Genomic DNA, 23,518 nt, shown 5'->3' with positions numbered 1-23,518 from the left:
CGCGCGCGGTGCTTGGCGATGGTATCGATGCACGCAAGCTGTTCGAGGGATTGCTGGCGGCGCGCCACCGCCGCCGCTTGCAGCTCGCCGCACATCTGGTGGCCGGCCGCTGGTCGCCGACAATCCGGCTGGAGGGGCTGGAGGGGTTGCGGTCGGCCTTGCAGCGCGGCCACGGCGCCATCCTCTGGTGCGATCAGTTCGCCGCCCAGACCATCATCGGCAAGCGCGCGCTGTACGAGGCCGGTATCGAAGCGCATCAGGTGAGCGTCAACACCCACGGTATTTCCGAATCGGCGTTTGGCTTGCGTTTCCTCAACCCGCCGCTGATCGATGTCGAAAATCGGTTCCTGAAGAGCCGGGTCACCTTTGATCGCGACGACGCCTATCAGGTCACCATCCGCATCCAGAAGATCCTGAAGCAGAATGGCGTGGTGACGATGACCAACACCATCCATGCCGGCACGACTTTCACCGAGGCAGCCATGGGCGAAAACGGCTGGACGCATCTCGCCTCGGCGCCCGCGAATTTTGCCGCCAGGGGCAGAACCGCCCTGTTTGCCATGTCGACCTTCGAGATGGTTCCCTTCATCGAATACCGGGCCGTGCTCAGCCCCGAGCTGACGCTGGAGGCTCCGGCCGCCCCGGCAACGGACATGGCCAGGGATGGCGCCAAGAACATGACTGTGCAGGCGCGCTACATCCTGCTCAAGCGTGACCGCCTGCTGGAAGCGCTAAGGCTCTACCCCGAGCAGATGCTGACGTGGTCCCGCCGGCAGCGGCTGACCGAAGCCCCGGACAGCACCGGCATCGGAATGGATGAAGGCTCATGACCGGCGTATCAGGCGGACCGCGGCAGCGACGAGCTCGCCGACCGGGCGTGTCGCATCGAATGTCGAGGCGCGCTCATCCGCAGCCGGCAGCTCGAGGATGGCGAACTGGCTGTCGACCAGGCTTGCCGGCATGAAGTGGCCCTTGCGGTTGCCGACGCGCTGGCTGGCCGTGGCAGGGTCGATCTCCAGATAGAGGAAGACGATTTCCGGGCAGAAGCCGCTCAGCCGGTCGCGGTAGCTGCGCTTCAGCGCCGAGCAGGCGGCAACCACGCCCTGTCCGCTGCCCACCGACTCCGCGATGCGCTCGCCGATCGCATCGAGCCAGCCTTCGCGCAGTTGATCGGTAAGCGGCTCGCCGCTTGCCATGCGCGCGACGTTTTCCGGCGGATGCAGCCTGTCGCCCTCGATAAAGGTAACGCCCAGAGCGGCGGCAAGCCCAATGCCCACCGCCGACTTGCCGCAGCCGGCGACGCCCATGACCACGATGGCCGGCACCGAGCCGGGGGCGCTCGTCGGCGCCTGTGCTGCCGCTTCGTCCACGGTCAGCGGCTTGCCGGCGCGCGGCCGTAGAGAAGCAGCATGGCGACGATGACGACACCGTAGATGATCTGCCGCCCCGCCTCCGGCATCTGCATGACCGACAGGATGGATTGCAGCAGCGTGATGAGGATGACACCGGCGACAGTGCCGAGATAGGAGCCGCGCCCGCCCAGGATCGAGGTGCCGCCAAGCACCACCGCGGCGATCGACGGCAGCAGATAAGCGTCGCCCATCGACTGGGCCGCCTTGGAGGCATAGCCGGCCAGAAGCACGCCGCCGAAAGCCGAGAGCCCGCCGGAGACGGCGAAGGCGATCATCACCACGCGCCTTGTGTCGATGCCGGAGAGATAGGCCGCGCGCTCGCGGTTGCCGATGCCGTAGACCGTGCGGCCGAAGCTGGTCCGGGTCAGCACGAACACCATTGCCGCTCCTATCAGCGCCCAGATGATGACCGCGTTGGGCACACCCGGAATGGCGAAGCCGGTCGCCAGGTAGCGCATCGCGCCCGTTGCCGAATCCTGCGGCGAGAAGCCGCCGGTGTAGACCACCATCAGCCCCTGCGCGACAGCGTTGGTGGCCAATGTGATGATCATCGAGGGGATGCGCAGATAGGCGACGCCGATGCCGTTGACGACGCCGATCAGCATGCCGCAGATGATGCCGAACGGGATGGCCAACGCCACGCCGACCGGGCCGTACGCCGCCGCGGCGCAGGCCATCATGGCGCCCGCCGCCACCGCCCAAGGCACCGACAGGTCGATCTGGCCGAGCAGGATGACCAACATCATGCCGGTGGCGATGACGCCGAGGAATGAAGCCACCTTGAGCTGCTGCAGCAGATATTCAGGCGACAGGAAGCTTCTGGAATAGAGGCTGCCCAGGAACAGCAAAAGCACGATGCAGGCAAAGGCCGTCAGCACCGCCGGATCGGCGCGGCGGATGAATCTGGGCATGCGGCCGGCAATGCCGCCAAGCGTCGTTTCGCTCACAGGAACCACTCCAGCCGGTTGCGGACCCGAAACAGGGCGAAGGCGCCGAGGCTGACGGCGACCAGCAGGATAACGCCCTGAAACAGCGGCTGCCAGAGCGGATCGAAATCGAAGACGAACAACAGGTCGCCGATCGTGCGGAAAGCCAGTGCGCCGAAGATGGCGCCGATGGCGCTGCCCTTGCCGCCGAACAGCGAGACGCCGCCGAGCACCACGGCGGCGATCGAAAACAGCGTGTAGGAGTTGCCGCTGGCATAGGCCGCCTCACCCGTATAGGTGAAGAAGGTCAGGAACAGTCCGCCGATCGCCGCCAGCAGGCCGGCCAGCGTGTAGGCAGCGAACTTGCCGCGCCGGATCGGCACGCCCGACATGTAGGCCGCCGTCTCCGACGAGCCTGCCGCGTAGGCGGCGCGGCCGAGCACCGAGCGGCTGAACGGCACCCAGATCACCAGCACGATGGCCAGCAGCACGACGAGACTTGCCGGCACCACGCCGAACACACGGCCGGTCAGCGCATCGGCCAGGTCCTCATTGACGGAACCGCCCGGGAATGGCCGCAGCAACAGGCCGATGCCGTAATAGACGGCGCCTGTGGCAATGGTGGCGACGATCGGCTGCAACCGGCCATAGATGACGATGGCGCCATTAATGGCGCCGCACAGCAGCCCCACCGCCAGCACGGCGATGACGCCAAGCGTCGTCTGCATCGGCGTTCCCACCACCAGCCACGAAGCCAGGCAGTTGGTGAGGAGAAAAATCATGCCGACGGACAGGTCGATGCCGGCGGTGATCACCACCAGCGTCTGCGCCATGGCGACGAAGGCGAGCAGCACGCCCTTGTTGGCGGCCGTCTGCACCACATTGGCGGTGAAGCCGGCCGGATGGTTCGAGGTGTAGATGACGAACATGACGATGAAGATGCCGAACGCCAGCAGCGTTCCGCGCTGCTCGGCCAGCCAGTAACGCCAATCCTTCATGCGTCCACTCCCAGGCCCACCGGGCTGTCCTCGCCATGGATGTTGAGCGCACTTGATATCAGCGCCCGCTCGGTGATCTCGGCGCCGACCAGCTCGCGCTTGACCGCCCCGTCATAGAGCACCAGCACACGGTCGCAGCAGCCGATCAGCTCGTCATAATCGGTCGAGTAGAACAGGATCGCCGCACCCGCGTCGGCCAGTTTGCGCATCAGCTGGTACAGTTCCTGCTTGGTGCCGACGTCGATGCCGCGCGTCGGATCGTTGAGCAGGATGATGCGCGGCTGCCGCATCAGCCATTTGGCGATGACCACCTTCTGCTGGTTGCCGCCCGAAAGCGCGCCGACCGGAATGTCGAGGCCCGCCGTCTTGATCGCCAAAAGGCCGACCATGTCGTCGATCAGCCGCTGCTCGGCGGCGCGATCGATGATGCCGGCTTTCGACAGCCGGTCGAGCGCGGCGAAAGACAGGTTCTCGCGCACCGTCATCGGCAGCATCAGCCCTTCGGTCTTGCGGTCCTCGGGAATGAGCGCCATGCCGATGCCGTCGTCGCGCGCAACGGATGGACTGGTGATCGACACAGGCTTGCCGTCGATCAGGATCTGGCCGCTGAGGCCGCGCAGCACGCCGAAGAAGGCGAGCAGCAATTCGCGCTGGCCCTGGCCGTCGAGGCCGCCGAGGCCGACCACCTCGCCTGCCCTGACGGTCAGCGAGATGTCGTGCAGCCGGTCGGCCCAGGAGAGCTTGCGGGCCTCGAGCCTGGGGGCCGCGGTGGCAGGCACGGCCGCCGGCTTGGGCGGAAAGATATGGCTGTATTCGCGGCCGATCATCAGTTCGACCACCTCATTGTCGCTCTTCGAGCCGGCCGGATAGCTGGCGACATTGCGGCCGTTGCGGAACACCGTGCACTGATCCGCCAGTTCGGCGATCTCGTTCATGCGGTGCGAGATGTAAAGCAGCGCCAGCCCTTCCGAGCGTAGCCGCTTGAGCACCGCGAAAATCTTCGAGACATCCGCCGCCGTCAGCGCTGAGGTCGCTTCGTCGAGGATGAGGATGCGCGGCTTGCGTGCCAATGCCTTGGCGATCTCGACCATCTGCCGGCGCGACAATGGCAGGTCCTTGACCAGCGCCAGCGGGTGGATGTCGGCGGCGCCGGCACGAGCAAGTGCTTCTTCGGCGATGCGGCGCTGCGCCTTGCGGTCGATCATGCCGAAGCGTTTGGGCGGGTCGGAAATGACGATGTTGTCGGCAACGCTGAGCTCGGGGACCAGCGACAGTTCCTGGAAGATGCAGACGATGCCGGCCTTGTTGGCGGCACCCGGAGAAGCGAAGGTCGCCTCGCGCCCGTCCAGCGTCATGCGGCCCTCATCGGGCGCCACGACACCTGCCATGACCTTGATCAGCGTCGACTTGCCGGCGCCGTTTTCGCCGAGAATGGCGTGGATGCTGCCGGCTTCGACAACAAGCTCGGCCTTCTCCAGCGCGCGTACACCGCCATAGCGCTTGGATATGCCTTCCATACGAAAGAGCGGAGCCGCACCGTCCATCGGCCCTCCCAGGGCGATTGTGGAATTGAGACAAGCGCCGCGGCTCAAGCCGCGGCGCCAGGTGACAGCCAGCGATGATTTACTGGTTTTCCTTGGTCTGACCCATGATTTCCTGGGCGCTGAAATTGATGCCGCAGGTCGGGAAGGAATTGCCGACGAAGAAATTATCGGATTCCTTGGGGAAGTAATCCGTGCCTTCCTTCAAGTTCGGGTCTTCGGCGATCGCCAGCGGCAGCTTCACCTCTTGTGGCACCACCTCGCCTTCGAGTGCGGCGATCGCGGTCTTGATGGCGACGGCGACCTGAGCCGGACCCGAGCCCGCGGACGAGCACTTCAGCCCGTCGGCCGAATGCGCGGCGCAGAACTTGCGGAAGCCGTTCTCGGTCTCGCCGCCAAACGGCACGAACGGATGCTTGGCGTCGATCATCGCCTGCACGATGCCGGTGTCGCCGCCCTGCCCGGTGATGCCGTCGAACGGACCGTTGGTGGCGATCGCATCTGCGGTCACCTTCTGTGCCACGCCGTCATCCCATTTGCCGGCGACTTCGGTCACGTCCCACTTCTTGCCGGACGCATCGAAGACCTCGTGGATGCCGTTGTGACGATCGGTGTCGACGGAGGTGCCGGCGACGCCGCGCACTTCCAGGATCTTGCCACCGTTCGGTATCTTGGCGACCAGCCACTTGGCCCACAATTCGCCAAGGCCCTTCTGATCGACATTGACGTTGATGGCGTCCTTGGTGTCGAGAATGTTGTCGAAGGCGACCAGCACGATGCCGGCTTCCTTGGCACGCTTGATGACCGGACCGAAGGCCGTCGGGTTCTGGGCGTCGGTGACGATGGCGTCATAGCCGGAATCGATGAAATTGTTGATCGCCGAGATCTGTGCCGGCACGTCCTCGCCCGTCGAGACGACCTTGAATTCCTTGATCTTGGCTTTGACTTCAGGTTGTGCGGCGTAGGCCTTGGCCGTCTGCACCATCTGGATGCGCCAGGTGTTGGCGATATAGCCATTGGCGAAGGCGATGCGGAACGGCCCTTCCTTCTTGGGGTACTTGAAGAATTTGGTCTCCGCGCTCCACGGCGCGAAACAGTCCGCCTGAGCGGCAGGCCCCGACACGATTTCGGGTCCGGCGGCCATGGCGGCCGAATTGAGCATGACGAATGCAGTGGCGGCAACGACGCCACCAACAAGTGACTTGATCATCGATAATCCTCCCGATTGCAGTTCTGATTGTTCGTTTCGCAATGCGAATTTTTCGGGCGATGGACCGGCACCTCCCGCCTCGCCATGCGCTTCCTTGGCCGCCCGTGGTGGCCGACCCGGTTCCTCCCTTGTCGCCTCCAGCGGGGCGAAAACTATCATATTATCCATAATAAACAAGTATTAGTTGTCGCTTATGTATAATAAACAGGTGCGACCTGTCGTTCATGCACCCGCCTGGAGAAAATGGTAGCGCTACCAAATTGGCATGTAAACCGGCATTCGCACAGTCGCTTCTGTGCGTTTCAACGCGCCGTGCTCTCGCGCCGCTTGAGCTCGAAACCGAGGTCGACGACCCGTTGCTCCGGTCTGTTGCCGGCGATCGCCGCCAGCGCCATGGCGACGGCACGCCGGCCGATCTCATAACGATGGGTGCGGATGCTGGTGACTGAAGGAAACGCCACCTGCATCATGTCGAGATCGTTGAAACCGACGATGCCGATCGTCTTCGGCACCGCGATCGAGGCGCGATGGCATTCGAACAAGACGCCGAGTGCGATGTCGTCATTGTTGCAGAAGACGCCGTCGAGCGTCGGCACCTTGGCCAGCGCGTCGCGGAACATCTCGCGGCCGAGCGACACGCTGGACAGCACCGGCGTGGTGGTGACGAGGCGCGGGTCGAACAGGCCCGCGGCCTCCATCGCCGCGCGATAGCCGGCCAGGCGCCGCTGCGAACGCGGGTCCATGCGCGCGCCGATGAAGCCGATGCGGCGATAGCCCGCCTCGATCAGATGCTCGGTCGCCGCCCTGCCGCCATCGAGATGCGAGAAGCCGACCATCATGTCGACCGGATCGGGACCCGTTTCCATGACCTGCACCACCGGGCAGCCGGCACTTTCCAGCACCTTTCGCGAAGCCGGCGTCTGATCGATGCCGGCGACGATCAGCGCGGCGGGCCGTTGCGAACCGAACACCTGCAGCAGCCGCTCTTCCTCAAGGCCGGAATAGTGGGTGTTGCCAAGCTGGATGCGGAACGGGCTGGCCGACAGGCTGTCATAGATGCCGCGCACCACCTCGGCGAAGACGTTGTTGGTGAGCGACGGCACCAGCACGCCGAACACCTCGGCGCGCGCCGAGGCCAGCGCCCGGGCATTCGGGTCCGGCACGTAGCCCAGTTCGTCGACAGCGGCCTGGATCTGGCGGCGCAGCTCTTCGGACACACGCTCCGGCTCACGCAGGGCGCGCGACACGGTGATGGCGCCGACGCCGGCCTTGCGCGCGACATCCGCGATGGTCGGGCGGCCGCCGCCCCGGCGCGAGCGCGGCTTGGTCAAGGACGCACTCCTGGCGACGGGCTTGGACAGCCAAGCGCCTCTAGAACCATATTCAGGGTCTTTGCCACCGTCGTCATGCGAAACCGGCCTGTTGCCGCACCAACCCGTCTTCCGGCGTCGCGCAGCCTTGGGTGGTTGTCAAGCCGCGCAGCTCCCGGACCATTGGGCACTGAGAGCTCAGGCCATCACGGCTGTGCTGCGCCGTGCCTTCCAGAACAGCAGCCCGAGCGCCACCAGGTTCAGCAAATTCCAGGCGATGCCGTTGAGGAATGCGGCGGCATAGGAACCGGTCAAATCGTAGATCCAGCCCGACATCCAGCCGCCGATCGCCATGCCGAAGATGGTCGCCATCATGACGATACCGATACGCTGGCCGGCCTCGTTGGCCGGCATGTAATCGCGCACGATGATCGCGTAGCAAGGCACGATGCCGCCTTGCGACAGGCCGAACACCAGCGACACCACATAGAGCGAGGCAAGCCCGTCGAACGGGATATAAAACAGCAGCGACAGGCACTGCAGCACCGAGCCGATCATCAATGTCCATACGGCGCCGATACGGTCGGCGAGGAAGCCGGACGCCAGCCGGCTGACGACGCCGCCCGCCATCATGATCGACAGCATGTCGGCGCCATGTGCGACGCCGTAGCCAAGGTCCATGCAATAGGCGACGATATGCACTTGCGGCATCGACATCGCCACGCAGCAGCCGAGCCCGGCGACGACCAGCAGCACCTGCAAGGCCGCCGGCGACAGCGAGATCGGCTGCACCGACCGGCTTCCGGGCGAACCCGCGACGGCCGCCGCCGGGGCACCGCGCCGCAGCATCAGCACCAGCGGAACCATTGTCACCAGGCAGAAGATGCCGATTGCCGCATAGGTGAAGCGCCAGCCCTCCGCCTTCATCAGCGTCGGCATGATGGTCGGCCACAACGCTCCGGCAAGGTAATTGCCGGCCGCCGCCGCCGTGACCGCAACACCGCGACGGCGGTTGAACCAGTGCGAGATATCGGCGATCAGCGGCCCGAAGATCACCGACGTGCCGACACCGATCAGCACTCCTTGGGCAAGCGTGAATTGCAGGATCGAGGTCGACAGCCCCGCGAGCAGCAGGCCGGCGGAAAGCGCAATCGAAGAGATCAGCGCCGGGATCCAGTACCCCATCCGGTCGATGGCGCGACCGACCAGCACGTTGCCGGCGGCGAAACCGACCATGGTCGCAGTGTAAGGCATGGACGCCGCGGCGCGGTCGACGCCGAACTCGGCCTGCACGGCGGGCAGCACGACGACGACAGCCCACATGCCGACGGCACCGATCGTCGCCAGCAGCATCGAGATGGCAAGCCGCATCCAGGCATAGGAGCTGTCGATGCCGGGGCCGGGCTGGATGCTGTCGGTTCGGGTCAAGGCGTTTCCTGTCGGCGGTCTCGGAGATCGGCTGCCGTTTGCGCCACTATCGGCGCATTCTCAGGCCGCAGCAGCGCCACAGCGGGCAAATCCGTGGCTCCAGAGCCAGGGCGGAACCGATGCCGATGTGCGGAGTTTCCCGGCAACCCACCCTGCAAAGGAGTCCTGCGATGACCGCCACCAGGAAAAAATGGTCGGCCGAGGTGACCGAGCACAGCAACGCGATGGATCTTGAGGATCACGTCTTCGAATCCGACGACGCCAGGAAGATCGCCGCCTCGCTGAAACGATCCGCCGAACACAGCCACAGGCGCAAGGCCGAGCCTTTTCAATCCGCCATGTCGATGCTGAATTTTTACATCAACCGCGCCGGCAAGAACTTGCCTGCCGCGCGCAAGAAAGTGCTTGAGAACGCCAAGGACGAACTGCGCAGCGCCTTCGGACGGAACAAGGATGATTAGCGGCGGCCGATCCGGCCCTACCGGGCGCGGATGACGCCGTCTGTGTTGGCGAGCAGTTTGCGCACGGCATTGCGCGCCGCGTCAGGGCGCTGCAGGCGGATGTTCTTCTCGATCGCCTCGTGCAGCTTCTGCGCGTGGTTGAGATCGTCGATCTCCCGCGTCGTATAGGCAAAGAGATGATCGAAGGCGGATTCGATCAGCACGCCGAGCGGCACCAGCAGGTCATTACCCGAAGCCCGCAGGATGGCAAGATGGAAGCGCGTGTCGGCGCGGGTCCGCTCCTGCAGGCTCGTCGCCTCTCCCATCTCACGGCAGGCCAGGCTGATCTCGGCCATCTGCTCGTCGGTTCTTCGCATGGCGGCGAACGCGGTTGCTTCCGGCTCGATGATGTGGCGGAATTCCTGCACGGTCTTGAGGAACACCTCGCGGTCCGGCGACGTCGCGTACCAGGCCAGCACATCGCGATCGAGCAGGTTCCAGCGTTCCTTCGGCTCGACCCAGCTGCCGATCTTGGGACGTGAGGCCAAAAGGCTCTTGGCCATCAGCATCTTGATCGCTTCGCGCACCGCCGAGCGGCTGACGCTGAAGGTCTCCGACCATTTCGCTTCATTGGGCAGGATTGTGCCGGGCGGATAGTCGCCGCGCACGATCCTGAGGCCAATTTCGCTGGCCAGCGAGGCGTGCACGCTGGAGCCTGGAATACGCGCGGCGTCCGCTCGGCGTACGCCGCCCGGACGGTCTCCGGAGGCCGCTTTCCCCAACGATTTTTCCTTGTTCGGCTTGGCGTCCCGCATGGGTTCCAGAAAGTCCGTATTAAGCAGGCTGTCAAGCGCGGCAAGCGGCTTGCACCGCAAAGCCGCCCGCTGTGCACAGATCAGCCTCGATTGCTTCGCGGATCAGTCCTGCTTGACGTATTTGCGCCAGCTATGCTCCGGGCGGAAGCCCAGCACGTCACGCGCCTTGCGGTTCGACAGCAGCGTCTCGTATTCGCCGAGTTCAGCCTTGACCGGTACGCTGGGATAGAACCGCTTCAGCAATTCAGCGGTCGGCAGGTCGGACGAGGTGTCGTCATTGGCGGCGTTGAACACCTGATAGCCGAGGCCGTCCTTCTCGACGGCGCGCAACGTGATCTGGCCGAGGTCGCGTGCGTCGAGATAGCTCCAGGCGATGCGCTTGCGGAAACCCGGATCGGCGAACCATTTCGGAAACAGCGAATATTCGTGCGGCTCGATGACGTTGCCGATGCGCAGGGCATAAATGTCGGTGCCATTGCGCTGCGCGAAGGCCCGCGCCGTCTTCTCGTTGACGACCTTGGACAAAGCGTAGCTGTCCATCGGATCGACGTCATACTCCTCGTCGAGCGGGAAATATTTGGGATCGCGCGGCTCGTTGGCGAAGACGAGGCCATAGGTGGTCTCGCTGGAGGCGATGATGACCTTGCGGATGCCGAGCTTCACCGCCGCCTCGATGACATTGTAGGTGCCGAGCGCATTGATGCGGAACACCTCGTTGTCGGTAGTGATCATGATGCGCGGGATGGCGGCGAAATGAACCACCGCATCGACCGGCTGCGGGCGCAGCGAGGGGTCGAATTCATGCAAACCCATATAGCTCGACAGCGCGTTGAACACCTGCCCGCTGTCGGTGATGTCGGTGATCAGCGTGCGCACCTTGGGATTGTCGAGCGGCCTGGTGTCGATGTTGAGCACCTGGCAGCCTTGCTCGACCAGATACTGGACGACATGGCGTCCGGCCTTGCCGCTGCCGCCGGTGAACATGATCCGCTTCGTCATTTTGCTCTCCACATCCTCAGGAATTTATGTGTATTGTCAGACAATATCGCCATCCGCAACCACCCCGCCTGCAAAATGGCAGCGCCTGACATCAATCATTGCAACAGGACTTGAAGACATGAACACGACTGCCGCGAGCGAAAAGATCGGCTTCATCGGGCTTGGGCTGATGGGCCACGGGATCGCCAAGAACATCGTCGACAAGGGCTACAGCCTGACTTTCCTCGGCCGCAAGAACCGCAAGCCGGCGGAAGACCTGATTGGCCGCGGCGCCACGGAAGCATCGACCTCGCGCGATGTGGCGGCGGCGTCTGATATCGTCTTCATCTGCGTCACCGGTTCGCGCGAGGTCGAAGCCATCATTCGCGGCCCCGGCGGCCTCAAGGAGGGCTTGAAAAAGGGCTCGGTCGTCGTCGACTGCTCGACCTCCGATCCGGTCTCGACGGTGGCGCTGGCAGCGGAACTCAAGGCGCTCGGCATCGATTTTGTCGACGCGCCGCTGAGCCGCACGCCGAAGGAAGCCTGGGAAGGCACGCTCGACGCTATGGTCGGCGCACCGGACGCCCTCTTTGCCAGGGTGAAACCGGTGATCGAAACCTGGGCCGGGCGCATCGTCCATATCGGCGACACCGGCGATGGCCATCGCATGAAGCTGCTCAACAATTTCATCTCGCTCGGCTACGCCGCGATCTATTCCGAGGCACTGGCACTGGCTGAGAAGGTCGGCATCTCGCCGCCCCGCTTCGACAGCGTCATCCGCAATGGACGCATGGATTGCGGCTTCTACCAGACCTTCATGCGCTGGACGCTCGAAGGTGACCGCGACGCGCACAAATTCACCATCGCCAATGCCTTCAAGGACCTGACCTATCTGGAATCGATGGCGGGTGCGGCCGGCATTGCCAACCCGCTCGGCAACGCCACCAAGAACTCCTTCGCCGGTGCCCATGCCACCGGCCCGGCCGAGCAATTCGTACCGATGCTGGCGACGCATATCGCTGGGGTGAACGGTGTCGACCTGATGCCGATGAAGGATGGGAAGAAACAGACGATTTGAGATTGCAAACGCAAACGTGGATCACCGCCTCCAGCGCCCGATTCCTTCATCGGTATCCGCAAGCAGCTTGTGCACGGCGTTGCGCGCGGCTGCCGGGCGCTGCAGGCGGATGTTCTTTTCGATCGCCTCATGCAGCTTCTGCGCCTGGCGCTGATCGGCGACCTGCTGTGTCGTGAATGCGAAGAGATGGTCGAGCGCCGACTCGATCAGCACGCCGAGCGGCACCAGGAGGTCGTTGCCGGAGGCGCGCAGGATGGCCAGATGAAAGCGCGTATCGGCACGGATACGCTCCTGCAGGCTCAAGGCCTCGCCCATCTCGCGGCAGGCCTGGCTGATTTCCGCCATCTGCTCGTCACTGCGCCGTATGGCGGCAAAGGCCGACGCTTCCGGCTCGATGATATGACGAAACTCCTGCACGGTTCGCAGGAACGCCTCGCGGTCGGGCGCGGTCGCGTACCAGGCCAGCACGTCGCGGTCGAGCAGGTTCCAGCGCTCCTTCGGCTCGACCCAGCTGCCGATCTTGGGGCGCGAGGCCAACAGGCTTTTTGCCATCAGCATCTTGATGGCTTCGCGTACCGCCGAACGGCTGACATTGAAGATCTCGGCCCATCTGGACTCGTTGGGCAGGATGGTGCCGGGCGGATAGTCGCCACGCACGATCCGCAGGCCAATCTCGCCGGCCAGCGAGACATGGACGCTCGCTCCCGCAAAATGCGCGGCACCAGCCTTGCGCATGACAGCCGGGCCGTGGCCGGCTTGTGCCTTGGCCCGGTCGGTTCGCTTGCTTGACTTCTCGTCCGGCATCCACGTTCCAATGCGTCGACCGTCTGTCGTCCGGACTGGTCCGAACCGCACGGGCGCCGATCTCGTTGCCGAAAAATCCAGATCACGGGCGCGGCAAAGCCGGAGCCGGGTGCCCCAACCATTGCGTCCGTTCGGGAATTATCGCTTCCGTTCAGGAATGACGGGGCGCCCGCAAACGGGCGCCCCGAAATCGAGAACCTACTTCTGGATGCAGGTGTCGACCGTATCCTTGGTGCACTCGTCGAGGCCGGTGAACACCGGATCGGCGACTGCCTTGCCTTCGATCAGGTCGATCATCACCGACGGTGCCTTGTAGCCCATTTCGAACGGCCGCTGGCCGACCAGAGCCGTTACAAGGCCGTCACGAGCGATCGCAATCTCGTCGCCGATCGTGTCGGCGGCGCCGATGACGAAGTCGTTGCTGGCGATCCGGTCCTTGAGCGGTCCGAACAGATCGCGATAGGGCTGCGGCGCGCCGAACAGCGGCCAGCCGCCCATGATGCCGAAGGCGTCCAGCTTGGGGTTGGCGGCGAGGATGTCGGTCATCGCCTGCACGCCCTTGGCGCCATCGTCATTGGTGAACACCGGGCAGCCGGCGACTTCGGTCCAGCCACCTTCACCGGCAAGTGCGGCGAGGCCCTCCTTGCCCGACAGTGCGTCACGCATGCCTTGCGCACGGCGCAGGATGTTGTCGGCTGCCGGGTTGCCTTCGATGGTGCAGATCGTGCCACCATTCGGCTTGCCCTTCTTGATGTACTCGCCGATCTTCTTGCCCATCAGGTAATTGTCGGTACCGAGATAGGTCTTGCGAAGACCTGCGTCTTCCTTGCTGAGATCGGCATCGACCGTCATGATCGGGATCGTCGGATTGGCACTCTTGATCGTCTGCGCGATCAGCGGCGCGTTGGACGGCGAGATCGCCATCGCCACCGTGTCGGCCTTGCTCAGCATGTCCTGGACGATCTGCGCCTCACCGGCCTCGTCCGAAGTCGACGCCGGACCGGTGTAGAAGCATTCATATTCCGAGCTGGCGTTTTCCTTGTTCCATTTCTCGCAGCCCTGGTGGATGGCCTCGAAGAACGGATTGTCGAGACCTTTCACGACAATGACGAGCTGTTTCTTGGCCAAAGCCGGCCCGGCACCCAACGCCATGGCGGCGACGGCGGCGAGCAAAAGTGTCTTCCTCATGTCAGTCCTCCCTTGAAACAAACGGACACGGCGTGCCCGCCATACAGATCGACCGGATGCGTGATGACCGAGGGTCGTTTCGAGCGCTCGTGTCGCCAGGACAGATCGATAAGCATTTCCAGATTCGGCTTCAGATCAGCTCACATACAGGTGCCGCCGGATGCTGGGCCGTCAAACCTCCGCCGATTACGGCTGGCGAACCGCCAGCGGGGATCGGCATAATCTCCTCCGACGCTTAGCTAATATCGGCTTGGCGCCAACGTCAATGCTATTTGTCCTACAAAACGGATTTTTAAAATAGTCCTGGCCCAATTCGTCCGACAATTGATTGACGTGCGCCGGCTTTTGCGTAAAAGAACGCTAACGCCGTCTTCGGGAGGAGCCGGGGAGAGCGAGGCCAAAGCAGCGTCGGCATCCACGCCGGGAACAGCAGCAGGTCGCAAATCACGGGGAGGCAAAGGCTGGTGGCGGTTCTCGAACTCACCAACATCTCAAGGCATTTCGGCGCCATCCAGGCGGTCAACGACGTTTCGCTGTCGATCGAGCCCGGACAGGTGGTCGGCCTCATGGGCGACAACGGCGCCGGCAAGTCGACGCTGGTCAAGATGATCGCCGGCAATTTCCGCCCGAGCCATGGCACCATGCACATGGACGGCAAGGAATTGATCCTGCACAAGCCGGCGGAAGCCCGCCAGCACGGCATCGAGATCGTCCACCAGGACCTTGCGCTCTGCAACAACCTGACCGCCGCCGCCAATGTCTATCTCGGCCGCGAGTTGCGGCGCGGCGTCGGGCCGTTCCGGATCCTCGACTATGCCTCGATGTACAAGCGTGCCGGCCAACTCTTCGCCGAATTGAAGTCCGAAACCCGTCCGCGCGACCTCGTCAAGCAGATGTCGGGTGGCCAGCGCCAGGCGGTGGCGATCGCCCGCACCATGCTGTCGCAGGCCAAGATCGTGCTGATGGACGAACCGACGGCGGCGATATCGGTGCGCCAGGTCGCCGAAGTGCTGAACCTGATCCGCCATTTGCGCGATCAGGGCATCGCCGTCGTGCTGATCAGCCACCGCATGCCTGACGTGTTCACCGTCGCCGACCGCGTCATCGTCATGCGGCGCGGCCGCAAGGTCGCCGACAAGACGATTGCGTCGAGCTCGCCCGAGGAAGTCACCGGGCTGATCACCGGCGCCATCGAACAGGTTTGATTTCAAGCGAATTCCACCACGCACAGCAGATGAAGGTCGACGATGGCACTGACAATTGACCAGCCGATCGAACACAAGCAGCAATCCTTGGCCGCGAGACTGTTTGCCAGCCAGACCTTCTGGGTGGTGATCGCCGTCATCCTCGCCTGCGTGTTCCTGTCGTTTGCCACCGACGCCTTCGCCACGTCGAAGAACCTCTACAACATCACCCGCAACATCACCTTTGTCGCCATCATCGCGCTCGGCATGACCTTCGTCATCATCACCGGCGGCATCGACCTCTCGGTCGGCTCGGTGCTGTGCCTGTCGTCGATGGTGCTGGCCGTCACCATGCATGCCGGCTACTCGATCGAGGTCGGCATACTGGCCTCGATCGCCACCGCGCTCGCCATTGGCGCCTTCAACGGCGTGCTGATCGCCTATCTCGGCTTTCCACCGTTCGTGGTGACGCTCGGCATGCTGTCGATCGCTCGAAGCCTCGCCATGGTCGCCTCCAACAACACGGTCGTCTTTCAGTTCGGGCCGGACCACGCCAAGCTTCTGTCATTGGGCGGCGGCGCCTGGGTGTTCGGCATCGCTAACCCGGTGCTCTACATGATCCTTCTGGCGCTGATCACCGGCTTCATCCTGCGCTGGACCAAGTTCGGCCGCCACATCTTCGCCATTGGCGGCAACGAGCACGCGGCAACGCTGACCGGCGTTCCGGTGCGCCAGATCAAGGTTGCCGTTTACATGATCTCGGCGCTGTCGGCGGGCATTGCCGGCATCATCCAGACCGGCTGGCTGGGTGCCGTCACCACCAATCTCGGCACCGGCATGGAGCTGCAGGTGATCGCCGCCACCGTCATCGGAGGCGCCAATCTGGCCGGCGGCGTCGGCACCGCCTTCGGCGCCATCGTCGGCGCGGCCCTGATCGAGGTGATCCGCAACAGTCTCGGCCTGCTCGGCATCAATGCCTTCTGGCAAGGCGTCTTCATCGGCGGCGCCATCCTGCTGGCGGTGCTGTTCGACCGCATCCGCAATTTCCGCCGCAGCGACTAGAACCATGATCCCGAAAAGTGGAAACCGGTTTTCTCGGACAAACGGAACCGTTTGTCCGGAGATCATGGTCAAACAAAAGACGGTTTGATGGCCAACTCCCTGTTCAGCCTCAAGGAGCGGTTGGCGCTGGTGACTGGCTCCGGCCAGGGCATCGGCTTCGCGCTGGCTCGGGGCCTGGCCGAACACGGGGCAAGCGTGGTGCTGAACGGCCGCGACGCCGCCAGGATCGGCGGTGCCGTCGAAAAGCTGCGCAATGCCGGATTCAAGGCGCATGCCTCGACCTTCGACGTCACGGATTATCAGGCGGTCAACGAGGACATTGCCCGCATCGAGGCCGAGATCGGCGCCATCGGCATCCTCATCAACAATGCCGGCATACAATTCCGCGCCCCGCTCGAGGACTTTCCCGAGGAGCAATGGGAGCGCCTGTTCAAGACCAATGTGTCGGGCGCCTTCCACGCGGCCAAGGCGGTCGCCCGCCACATGATCCCGCGCGGCAAGGGCAAGATCATCAACATCGGTTCGGTGCAGAGCGAACTGGCAAGGCCGAACATCGCGCCCTACACCGCAACCAAGGGCGCGATCCGCAACCTGACAAGGGGTATGTGCGCCGATTGGGCCAAACACGGCCTGCAGATCAATGCGATCGCACCCGGCTATTTCCGCACCGAGATGAACCAGGCGCTGGTCGACAATCCGGAATTTTCCGCCTGGCTGGAAAAGCGCACGCCGGCGGGGCGCTGGGGCAATGTCGACGAGCTGATCGGCGCCGCCGTGTTCCTTGCCTCCGACGCCTCGTCTTTCGTCAACGGCCATACGCTGTATGTCGATGGCGGCATGACGGCTTCGGTTTGAGGGGTGGTAATTCTCCCGACCGCTATTCGTTCCAGTGCCTATCGCTCAGTCTGAAAATCCGGCCTCGCTGGCCGTCATTCGCCCTCGCCGCCCCCACGCGTCTTGACGCGACCCCGAACTCAGCCGCACAATCCCTGTTGCAGACGAAGGGAGGCCAGTCGTCTGCGGGAGGATATACCCATGACGGAAGCGATCAGGCTCTACTGGGGCCGGTTCGGACATGTTTCTATCCTGAATGTCGCAAGCGACTTCGTCACCCATGCCCATGTCGAGGCCCATCTGATCATCTGGCTGGAAGGCACGGCCGGCGAAATGACCATCGGCCGCGAGACCGTGCGGCTTGGACCTGGAACGGCCGCCGGCATCAACTCCTTCCAGCCGCACAGCCATGTTCTGTCGCAAAACGGGACGCCCGGTCTGTTTCTCGCCTTCTACATCGATCCCGACTGGGCGCGGCGCCGCCGCGACCTGCCCTCGTCGGCGCCGCTGTTTTCACGAGCCGCGATCACGCTGGAACCGTGGCTGCATCAGGCCGCCGCCAATCTGCTCGACCACCTCAGCGACAATGAGAGCGTCGACGATATCGCCAACTACGAGATCGAGCGTTTCATCGATAGCGTGCTCGACGCCGCCGACGCCTCGGCGCCGCAGGAGGCCCGTGTCCGCATCAACACCATGCAGGATTTTCGCGTCCGCAAGGCAATCCAGCTGATGAAGGCCAATGTCTGCGAGCGCATCTGCTTCGACGACGTGGCGCGCAGCGTCGGCCTGTCACGACCGCATTTCTTCGCTTTGTTCAAGGAACAGACCAATCTGACGCCCAATGTCTACTGGAACACGCTGCGCATGGAGGAAGCGGTGCGGCAACTGCAATGGTCGCAGGAACCGCTGATCTCGGTCGCCTGCAATCTCGGCTTCACCACGCAGGGCAATTTCTCGCGCTTCTTCCGCGACCATGTCGGCGTGCCGCCGACGCTCTACCGCGAGGCCGCGCGGGCGATTGCCTGAGCCAACCGCCCTTTTTCAGACTCCCCGCCCTTTTTCAGACTCCTTGATAGGCGCTCAAGACGCATTGATAAGCGTCGCTGAAATGGCCGCCCTACCCTTGCACCGGATCGCTTTTGCAAGGGAACATTTGAATGGCCAAAGTCACCATCTCCAGCGTCATCGACGCGCCGGTCGAAAAGGTCTGGGCGCGCATACGCGACTTCAACGGGCTGCCGGACTGGCATCCGCGCATGGTGGAAAGCAGCATTGAAGACGGCAAGGATGCCACCACGATCGGCTGCGTGCGCAATTTCCAGCTCGCCAGCGGCGCCCGCCTGCGCGAAAAGCTGCTCGACTTCTCCGATCAGAATTTCCTGGTCAGCTACTCCATCCTCGAGACGCCGCAGCCGCTGACCAACCACAAAGCGACCCTGCAGCTGCGGCGCGTGACCGATGGCGACCGCACCTACGCCGAATGGACCGCCAGCTTCGACGCCGCGCCGGAGGAGGCAGACAAGCTGGCCGAGGGCATGGGCGCCAATGTCTTTCAGGGCGGCTTCAACGCCCTGAAAAGCCATTTCGCCGGCCAGAGCTGACAGGAGCCAAACCATGGCGCTGGCACTGCAGACTTTTGCAACGGTGAAAGACGCGAACGCGGCACTGAAAGCCCAGGGCACACGCTATCTCGGTGGCGGCACGCTGGTCGTCCGCGCGGCCAATGAAGGCGACGTTTCGGTTTCCGGCCTTGTCAGGTCGACCGAGCCGTCTTTGTCCACCATCGCTGTTGCCGGCGGCAAAGTCCGCATCGGCGCTTCGGTGACGATGGCGGCGATCGCCGGCCATCCGGAGCTCGGCATGCTAGCCAAGGCCGCTCGCGCCGTCGGAGGCCCGGCCATCCGCAACATGGCGACCATCGGCGGCAATCTTTTTGCCCCGGCCCCCTATGGCGATTTCGCCGTTGCCCTGCTGGCGCTCGATGCGACGGTCAGCACCGATGGCGGCGAAACACCGATCGAGACTTTCCTGGCCAATCGGGACGGCAGCCGCGCCGTCGTCACTTCCGTGAACTTCACGCTTCCGAAGGCCGACAGTTTCCGCTTCCTGAAAGTGTCGAGGATCAAGCCCAAGGGCGTCTCTGTGCTCAGCATAGCCGGTGCTCTGGAACTGTCGTCGGATGGCACCGTAACCTCGGCGCGGATCGCACTCGGCTGCATGGCGGATCGGCCAATGCGCGCCAGGGCGGCAGAAAAAGCGCTGATCGGCCGAACGCTGACCACTGACGGCATCGCGCCGGCCTTGGCCGCGGCCGGTGATGGCACCTCGCCCATCACCGACCCGATCGCCAGCGCCTGGTATCGCGCCGAAGTCCTGCCGGTTCATCTCGGCCGGCTGCTGCTCGCATAATATTTCGTTCGGGGGCGCGCGTCTGTCCGCTGGTTCGGGCAGGCGCGCTGGGAGGAAAACATGGCAAAGGTTCCGGTTCAATTCACGCTCAACGGCTCGGAAAAGGCCGAATTCATCGACAGCGGCACGACGCTGCTGCACGCACTGCGCGACAAGATCGGCGACACCTCACCGAAAGGCGGCTGCCATCAAGGCACCTGCGGCGCCTGTTCGGTCATCATCGACGGCGAACTCAGGCTCTCCTGCCTGACGCTTGCCGAGACCTGCAATGGCGCCGTCATCAGCACCACGTCAGGGCTTTCCGAGGCTGGCGTCTTGCATCCCCTGCAGCGCGCCTTCCTCGACACGTTCGCCACGCAATGCGGCTTCTGCACGCCGGGCATGATCATGGCGGCCAAGGTGCTGCTCGACCACACACCCAACCCCAGCCGCGACGAGGTGGTCGAGGCGCTGTCGGGCAACATCTGCCGCTGCACCGGCTACGAGCCGATCATCCAGGCGGTGCTCACCGCCGCGCGGTCCAACTCGCAGAACGCGGCTTGAGGGAGCAAGAGAATGGAACTGCGCAAGAGCTACTTCGCCGATGTCCGCAAGGACGATCTGCATGAGATCGGCCAGCCCCGCCCGCGCTCGGATTCGCCAGGCCATGTCACCGGCAAGACCGCCTTTTTCGCCGACCGCAATTTCCCCGGCATGCTGCATCTGAAGATGGTGCGCAGCCCGCATCACCATGCCCGCATCCGCTCGATCGACACCTCGGAAGCGGAAAAGCATCCCGGCATGGTGAAAATTCTGACCGCCAAGGACGTGCCGCACAATGTCTACACCATCCTGATCCTGATCCAGGTCGGGCCGGAGGACGAAACCGTGCTGGCCGACGGCAAGGTTCGCTGGAAGGGCGAGGCCGTGGTGGCGGTGCTGGCCGAGACCGAGCGTGCCGCGCAAGAGGCCGCAGCCAAGGTCAAGGTCGACTATGAGGTGCTGCCAGCCGTCTTCGACATGGAAGAGGCGCTGAAGCCCGGCGCGCCGCTGGTCAACGAATATCACGGCCAGAATTATTATCTCTACGACAGCGGCGAGTGCCGCAAGGTGCGATTCGGCGATGTCGAGGCGGGCTTCGCCGGCGCCGACCACGTGCTGGAGCAGAGCTACCAGTCGTCACCGATCGAACACGCGCCGACCGAGACGACGGGGTGCGTGGTCGCGCCGGAGGGCAATGACCGCTTCACCTGCTACACCAACACGCAGGCGATGTTCTTCACGCTCGACAACACCTCGATCATCCTGCAGATGCCGGGCAGCAAACTGCATTTTGTCGGCGGCACCGTCGGCGGCGGTTTTGGCGGCAAGGTCGACGTCATCGTCGAGCCGATCGCCATCCTCGGCGCAAAATTAACAGGACGACCAGTCTGTTTTATCTACAGCCGCGAGGAGGAGATGCAGATCTCGTCGCCACGCGCCGCTGAAAAGGTCGTCATCAAGGACGGCGTCATGAAAGATGGCCGCATCGTCGCGCGCAAGGTCACCGGCTACACCGATGCCGGCGCCTATTCGCGCCACTCGCCCTATGGCGCGCAGAAGGGTGCGGGGCATTATCCGGGCCCCTACACGATCCCCAACGTCTGGATCGACACCTACTGCGTCTACACCAACCGCACGCCCTCCTCCGCCATGCGCGGCTTCGGCGTCACCATCGGCGATTTCGCGCTGGAGGTGCAGATGGACAAGCTGGCACGGCTGATCGGAATGGATCCGCTCGAATTCCGCTTCATCAACGCCTATCGCGACGGCGACATGAAGGCGCATCGCCAGCCGACAGAGGGCGCGGCACTGATCGAGTGCATGCAGGAAGCCTCGCGCGCCGCCAACTGGCCGGTGGCGGAAAAGTACATGGCGATGTCATCCTACGTGAAGGGAGCTTGAGATGGCGATCAGGCGTGGACGCGGCGTCGCCGCGATCAATTATCCAACCGGCATGAACCTCGGCGGCGACCCGACGCAGGCGCTGGTGCATTCGACGCCGACCGGCAATTTCATGGTGACGCTGTCGTCGGTCGATCTCGGCCAGGGCATGAAGCAGATCATGGCGCAGATCTGCGCCGAGACGATCGGCGTGCCGACCGACCGCGTCGTCGTCGACACCGCCGACACCGACACCGGGCCGCACTGTATGGGCACGTTCGCCTCGCGCGGCACGCACCGCGCCGGCAACGCCGTCATCCAGGCGGCCAGGGAAGCCCGCCAGGTGATGCTGGAAGTGGCGGCCGAGGAGCTGGAGGTCAACGCCTCCGACCTCGAGACCGACGGCCAGGGCAACATCCTGGTCAAGGGCGCACCGCAAAAATCGATCTCGATCTTCGATGTCGCGCTGTCGGCGCATTTCAAGCGCGGCCGCTCGATCTCGGGCCGCGGCATGTTCTTGATCCCGCGCTCCTATCCCGAGAAAGAAACCGGCGCGATGAAGCCGTCGACCTGCTACGCGCATGCCTGCACCGTGGCCGAGGTCGAGGTCGACGACGAGACCGGCGAAGTGACGGTGCTGACGGTGAAGAACGTCTTCGAGATCGGCCGCGCGCTGAACCCGAAAATGGTCGAACAGCAACTGGTCGGCGGTTCGTGGATGGGCATCAGCCATGCGCTCTATGAGACGACCGAGCCCTATTATCCCAACCGCGACCATGGCGGCACCGATTTCAACCAGTATCTGATGCCCGGGCCCGGCGACCTCGCCGAGACCGAGATCATCGTGCTGGAGCGTCCCTCGGCGGACGGACCTTATGGCGCCAAAGGGCCTGGCGAAATGTGCGCCAACCCGCAGATCCCCGCCGTCGCCAATGCCGTCTTCGACGCTGTCGGCGTGCGCATCGACACGCTGCCGATCACGCCGGAACGCATCCTGCGCGCGCTGAAGGCGCAAGCGGCGAATTGAGGGCTGGAATGAACGGGACAAGCGGTGAGACTGTCGCGACCTCACCGGAGGCGGTGGCGCAGCATCTGGCCGCCTCGCGCTATCTGGCGGATGAGAGCCTTTCGACGGCCATCTTCCTGGCGATCCGGCTGGGCAAGCCGCTGCTGCTTGAAGGCGCACCGGGCGTCGGCAAGACCGAGGCGGCCAAGGCGATCGCGCAACTGCTCGGCCGCGATCTGGTGCGGCTGCAATGCTACGAAGGCATCGACGCCGCGCATGCGCTCTACGAATGGAATTATCAACGCCAGCTGCTCGCCATCCGCCACGCCGGAAAGCATGAGATCGACATCTACGACGACCGTTTCCTGATCGCCCGGCCGCTGCTCCAGGTGCTGAAAGCGCCCGAACAGCGCGTGCTGCTGGTCGACGAGATCGATCGCTCGGACCACGAATTCGAGGCGCTGCTTTTGGAATTCCTCTCCGATTTCCAGATCAGCATTCCCGAGCGCGGCACCATCCGCGCCACGGCACAGCCGATCGTCATCCTGACCTCGAACCGCACCCGCGAACTCGCCGAAGCGCTGCGCCGCCGCTGCGTCTACCACTGGATCGGCTATCCCGACGCCGAGCGCGAGGCCGCCATCATCATGCTGCGCGCCGGCGATGTGGCGCAAGCCACGGCGCGCGCGGTGGCGGCAGCCGTGCAGACCATCCGCGCCCGCCCGCTGGCCAAGCCGCCCGGCATCGCCGAGGCGGTCGAATGGGCCAACGCCGCCACCATTCTGGAGAAAGGCGGCAGCCCGTGGCCGGAAGCCTTCTGCCGCGCCATCGGCGTGCTGATCAAGGACGAGGAGGACCTCTCCTACATCGCACCGGAGCTTGGCCGGATCGTCGAGGAGGCGTTGGCGTGACGCGCCGACGCATTCCGCAAGGCTGGCAGGACAGAGGGGGGCGCCACGCAATGATGCGGGAAACAAGCTTCCCCCGCGC

Annotated in this window: 24 protein-coding genes; 13 read left to right on the top strand and 11 right to left on the bottom strand. The window is 64.1% G+C overall.

What is annotated here, in order from left to right; genetic code table 11:
• A partial coding sequence (locus EN943_RS18465) for a hypothetical protein (RefSeq protein WP_127414062.1) occupies positions 1 to 830 on the top strand: 830 nt, incomplete at its 5' end.
• Here EN943_RS18465 and EN943_RS18460 read toward each other — a convergent pair.
• From EN943_RS18460 to EN943_RS18430, 7 genes are all read right to left on the bottom strand, one after another.
• Positions 825 to 1,370 (bottom strand): gluconokinase, encoded by a 546-nt coding sequence (locus tag EN943_RS18460; RefSeq protein WP_127414061.1) that lies wholly within the window; start codon positions 1,368 to 1,370, stop codon positions 825 to 827. The genes EN943_RS18465 and EN943_RS18460 overlap by 6 nt on opposite strands.
• A gap of 2 nt (positions 1,371 to 1,372) precedes the next feature.
• Positions 1,373 to 2,359, bottom strand: coding sequence for an ABC transporter permease (locus tag EN943_RS18455; protein ID WP_127414060.1), 987 nt, complete (start codon positions 2,357 to 2,359; stop codon positions 1,373 to 1,375).
• Positions 2,356 to 3,336 carry an ABC transporter permease gene (locus EN943_RS18450; protein ID WP_013530865.1) on the bottom strand — a complete coding sequence of 327 codons (981 nt, stop codon included), beginning with the start codon at positions 3,334 to 3,336 and terminating at the stop codon, positions 2,356 to 2,358. The genes EN943_RS18455 and EN943_RS18450 overlap by 4 nt, the downstream gene beginning before the upstream one ends.
• Complete coding sequence (locus EN943_RS18445; protein WP_127414059.1) at positions 3,333 to 4,880, bottom strand: sugar ABC transporter ATP-binding protein; 1,548 nt, start codon at positions 4,878 to 4,880, stop codon at positions 3,333 to 3,335. Before EN943_RS18445 ends, EN943_RS18450 begins: the two co-directional genes overlap by 4 nt.
• Before the next feature lie 79 nt (positions 4,881 to 4,959).
• Positions 4,960 to 6,087 (bottom strand): sugar ABC transporter substrate-binding protein, encoded by a 1,128-nt coding sequence (locus tag EN943_RS18440; RefSeq protein WP_023813236.1) that lies wholly within the window; start codon positions 6,085 to 6,087, stop codon positions 4,960 to 4,962.
• 302 nt (positions 6,088 to 6,389) lie between these two features.
• Positions 6,390 to 7,418 carry a LacI family DNA-binding transcriptional regulator gene (locus tag EN943_RS18435; protein ID WP_127414058.1) on the bottom strand — a complete coding sequence of 343 codons (1,029 nt, stop codon included), beginning with the start codon at positions 7,416 to 7,418 and terminating at the stop codon, positions 6,390 to 6,392.
• Positions 7,419 to 7,595: 177 nt separating this feature from the next.
• A complete protein-coding gene (locus tag EN943_RS18430) occupies positions 7,596 to 8,825 on the bottom strand; it encodes an MFS transporter (RefSeq protein WP_127414057.1) in 1,230 nt (409 codons plus the stop codon).
• A 170-nt stretch (positions 8,826 to 8,995) separates the two neighbouring features.
• On the opposite strand from EN943_RS18430, the gene EN943_RS18425 reads away from it, so the two are divergent.
• The gene (locus EN943_RS18425) at positions 8,996 to 9,286 is read left to right on the top strand and encodes a DUF3175 domain-containing protein (RefSeq protein ID WP_164778250.1); all 291 of its coding nucleotides are present in this window, start codon (positions 8,996 to 8,998) and stop codon (positions 9,284 to 9,286) included.
• Between the two features lie 17 nt (positions 9,287 to 9,303).
• Here EN943_RS18425 and EN943_RS18420 read toward each other — a convergent pair whose 3' ends face one another.
• The gene (locus EN943_RS18420) at positions 9,304 to 10,080 is read right to left on the bottom strand and encodes a FadR/GntR family transcriptional regulator (protein ID WP_023813240.1); all 777 of its coding nucleotides are present in this window, start codon (positions 10,078 to 10,080) and stop codon (positions 9,304 to 9,306) included.
• Positions 10,081 to 10,182: 102 nt separating this feature from the next.
• Positions 10,183 to 11,079, bottom strand: coding sequence for an NAD(P)-dependent oxidoreductase (locus EN943_RS18415; RefSeq protein ID WP_127414055.1), 897 nt, complete (start codon positions 11,077 to 11,079; stop codon positions 10,183 to 10,185).
• A 118-nt stretch (positions 11,080 to 11,197) separates the two neighbouring features.
• Between EN943_RS18415 and EN943_RS18410 the strand changes: the two genes are divergently transcribed.
• On the top strand, positions 11,198 to 12,136 hold the full coding sequence (locus tag EN943_RS18410) for an NAD(P)-dependent oxidoreductase (protein ID WP_127414054.1): 939 nt from the start codon (positions 11,198 to 11,200) through the stop codon (positions 12,134 to 12,136).
• Positions 12,137 to 12,157: 21 nt separating this feature from the next.
• On the opposite strand, the gene EN943_RS18405 is transcribed toward EN943_RS18410, so the two are convergent.
• Both EN943_RS18405 and EN943_RS18400 read right to left on the bottom strand, forming a co-directional pair.
• Complete coding sequence (locus EN943_RS18405) at positions 12,158 to 12,940, bottom strand: FadR/GntR family transcriptional regulator (protein WP_024501539.1); 783 nt, start codon at positions 12,938 to 12,940, stop codon at positions 12,158 to 12,160.
• A gap of 198 nt (positions 12,941 to 13,138) precedes the next feature.
• Positions 13,139 to 14,128, bottom strand: coding sequence for a sugar-binding protein (locus tag EN943_RS18400; protein ID WP_127414053.1), 990 nt, complete (start codon positions 14,126 to 14,128; stop codon positions 13,139 to 13,141).
• Positions 14,129 to 14,592: 464 nt separating this feature from the next.
• Between EN943_RS18400 and EN943_RS18395 the strand changes: the two genes are divergently transcribed.
• The 10 genes from EN943_RS18395 to EN943_RS18350 all read left to right on the top strand — a co-directional run bounded on the left by EN943_RS18395 (position 14,593) and on the right by EN943_RS18350 (position 23,439).
• The gene (locus tag EN943_RS18395; protein WP_013530854.1) at positions 14,593 to 15,333 is read left to right on the top strand and encodes an ATP-binding cassette domain-containing protein; all 741 of its coding nucleotides are present in this window, start codon (positions 14,593 to 14,595) and stop codon (positions 15,331 to 15,333) included.
• 42 nt (positions 15,334 to 15,375) lie between these two features.
• Positions 15,376 to 16,374 (top strand): ABC transporter permease, encoded by a 999-nt coding sequence (locus EN943_RS18390; protein ID WP_013530853.1) that lies wholly within the window; start codon positions 15,376 to 15,378, stop codon positions 16,372 to 16,374.
• An 87-nt stretch (positions 16,375 to 16,461) separates the two neighbouring features.
• A complete protein-coding gene (locus EN943_RS18385; RefSeq protein WP_127414052.1) occupies positions 16,462 to 17,229 on the top strand; it encodes an SDR family oxidoreductase in 768 nt (255 codons plus the stop codon).
• Positions 17,230 to 17,409: 180 nt separating this feature from the next.
• On the top strand, positions 17,410 to 18,237 hold the full coding sequence (locus EN943_RS18380; protein ID WP_127414051.1) for an AraC family transcriptional regulator: 828 nt from the start codon (positions 17,410 to 17,412) through the stop codon (positions 18,235 to 18,237).
• 131 nt (positions 18,238 to 18,368) lie between these two features.
• Entirely contained in the window at positions 18,369 to 18,812 is a 444-nt protein-coding gene (locus tag EN943_RS18375; protein ID WP_127414050.1) for an SRPBCC family protein, read from the top strand.
• 13 nt (positions 18,813 to 18,825) lie between these two features.
• A complete protein-coding gene (locus EN943_RS18370; protein WP_127414049.1) occupies positions 18,826 to 19,620 on the top strand; it encodes an FAD binding domain-containing protein in 795 nt (264 codons plus the stop codon).
• Between the two features lie 60 nt (positions 19,621 to 19,680).
• Positions 19,681 to 20,163, top strand: a complete 483-nt coding sequence (locus EN943_RS18365; protein ID WP_127414048.1) for a (2Fe-2S)-binding protein — start codon at positions 19,681 to 19,683, stop codon at positions 20,161 to 20,163.
• Positions 20,164 to 20,175: 12 nt separating this feature from the next.
• Positions 20,176 to 21,543 (top strand): xanthine dehydrogenase family protein molybdopterin-binding subunit, encoded by a 1,368-nt coding sequence (locus EN943_RS38830; protein ID WP_127414047.1) that lies wholly within the window; start codon positions 20,176 to 20,178, stop codon positions 21,541 to 21,543.
• A gap of 1 nt (position 21,544) precedes the next feature.
• Positions 21,545 to 22,549 (top strand): molybdopterin cofactor-binding domain-containing protein, encoded by a 1,005-nt coding sequence (locus EN943_RS38825; protein WP_023756899.1) that lies wholly within the window; start codon positions 21,545 to 21,547, stop codon positions 22,547 to 22,549.
• An 8-nt stretch (positions 22,550 to 22,557) separates the two neighbouring features.
• Positions 22,558 to 23,439, top strand: coding sequence for a MoxR family ATPase (locus EN943_RS18350; protein ID WP_127414046.1), 882 nt, complete (start codon positions 22,558 to 22,560; stop codon positions 23,437 to 23,439).
• Positions 23,440 to 23,518: the final 79 nt, after the last annotated feature.

Origin of the sequence: Mesorhizobium sp. M7A.F.Ca.US.006.01.1.1, from assembly GCF_003997935.1 — a bacterium.
Lineage (GTDB): Bacteria > Pseudomonadota > Alphaproteobacteria > Rhizobiales > Rhizobiaceae > Mesorhizobium.
This window is presented reverse-complemented; position numbering and strand designations above follow the sequence as displayed.